The 1,743-nt window shown below is 40.8% G+C and carries 4 protein-coding genes; all 4 read left to right on the forward strand.

Annotation, left to right across the window (positions count from 1 at the left end; all coding sequences use genetic code 11):
• Positions 1–29: 29 nt before the first annotated feature.
• Positions 30–254 carry a hypothetical protein gene (locus LJD34_RS15850; RefSeq protein ID WP_033624592.1) on the forward strand — a complete coding sequence of 75 codons (225 nt, stop codon included), beginning with the start codon at positions 30–32 and terminating at the stop codon, positions 252–254.
• A 75-nt stretch (positions 255–329) separates the two neighbouring features.
• On the forward strand, positions 330–626 hold the full coding sequence (locus tag LJD34_RS15855; protein WP_009265885.1) for a hypothetical protein: 297 nt from the start codon (positions 330–332) through the stop codon (positions 624–626).
• A complete protein-coding gene (locus LJD34_RS15860; protein ID WP_009265884.1) occupies positions 545–1,048 on the forward strand; it encodes an antirestriction protein ArdA in 504 nt (167 codons plus the stop codon). The genes LJD34_RS15855 and LJD34_RS15860 overlap by 82 nt, the downstream gene beginning before the upstream one ends.
• Before the next feature lie 17 nt (positions 1,049–1,065).
• Positions 1,066–1,569: an antirestriction protein ArdA gene (locus LJD34_RS15865; RefSeq protein WP_227360352.1), complete on the forward strand. Its 504-nt coding sequence runs from the start codon at positions 1,066–1,068 to the stop codon at positions 1,567–1,569.
• The last annotated feature ends 174 nt before the right edge of the window (positions 1,570–1,743 follow it).

The raw sequence follows: 1,743 nt of genomic DNA on the forward strand, positions 1-1,743 counted from the left end.
AATGGGGGGAAAAGTTTGAGATATTTATAATATCAGGAACTTACCTATCCATATACACTTGGTTTTTAAGCAACGCACAGAGCTTAGTGCTTATGGCGATTGTGGTTATCGGTATCTACTTAGGTTTCAAGCGTGAGTTTTCCAAACTTATCGGCTTCTTGGTAGTTGCCTTGATTGCTGTCGGTTTGGTATTTAACGCTGGCGGTGTGAAAGATGTACTGTTAGAGCTGTTCAATAAGATTATCGGTGCATAAGTGGTGTGTAAAAGCAGTCATTCTGAAAAGATCGACTGCTTTTTCCATACTCAAAAATCAGATTGGAGTGATGACATGAACGATATTTTTAAGGATATGCAGGAAAAAGTCGGCTGTGAATACATTTCTGACCTGCCCTCTTACAAGCGTAAGGTGTGGCATGAAATGAAACGATTAAACCCTGCCGATTATAAAGAAAGACAGTTAGAAGATTTTTCAAAGTATGTGTTTGGTATGTCGTACCAGACCTTAAAAGATGTGATGAAACAACAGAAAGGACGTGAGGAACAATGCAGGAAACAAGGGTGCTGGTGGAAACGAGAGGAACAACTGGCGAAGAAACAACATCATACTGGTTCGACCTGCCGATAGATGTTGCAGAGTTTGAAGAAAAGTTAGGTGTCGGTGCAGAAAGTGGGGATTACCGCATTATCGAAAAGGTGTTGCCTTATGCTGATGAAGTCCACGAATATACCAGCGTGTACCAGCTCAACGAATTAGATTTTATGTATCGCCAACTACCAGCCGATATGCAGGAAGAATATACAGCACTTTTGACCGTATATGAGAATTTAGAAGCACTTTATATTTGCAGGAACGTGATTACGGTTTATCACGACTGCAAAAGCATGATAGATGTTGCAAGGCAAAAGCTGATGAACGACCCAACGTTCAAACATTTATCCGAGGACTGTCAAGAATACTATTTTGACTTTGAAGCCTATGCTTCTCACTTACTGGAAAATAGACGCTATCTTGTAACGGAACACGCTGTCTTTGAACTGTCAGAGTAGGAAATGAGGTGGTGCTTATGATTGATGATATGGCGGTTTATATTGCCAATCTTGGCAAATACAACGAGGGCTATTTAGTCGGAGCATGGTTCACATTCCCCATTGACGAGGAAGATGTAAAAGAAAAAATCGGTTTGAATGAGCGGTATGAGGAATACGCTATCCATGATACCGACAACTTCCCTATCGACATAGGGGAATGTGTTTCCATTGAAGAACTCAATGAAATGTATGAAATGATAGAGGAACTTCCCGACTATATCGTGGATTGTCTGGACGAATTTATCAGCCACTACGGAACGCTGGAAGAAGTCGTGGAAAATAAGGACGACATTTACTATTATCCCGATTGTGAAACCATGACAGATGTTGCCTATTACTACATTGACGAACTGAACGCACTTGGCGATATTCCATCCCACTTACAAAGCTATATTGATTATGAAGCCTACGGGCGAGATTTGGAGCTGGGTGGTCGCTTCATTGAAACTAGCCGAGGTATGTGCGAGATACAATTATAAATGCTGGAAGATCAGCAACAAGAACTGTTGCTACTGACAGCGTATTTCTCTTTTAAGGGACAGTCTGAAACATGGCTGTCCTTTTCCCATTTAGAACTTATGAAAGGAGCTGAAAGAACTTGAAAAAGATTAAATCTTATACGGGTATCTGGAACGTGGAAAAAGTCTTGTATG

The organism is Faecalibacillus sp. MSK20_93 (assembly GCF_020589945.1).
Taxonomy (GTDB): Bacteria; Bacillota_I; Bacilli_A; order Erysipelotrichales; family Coprobacillaceae; genus Faecalibacillus; species Faecalibacillus intestinalis.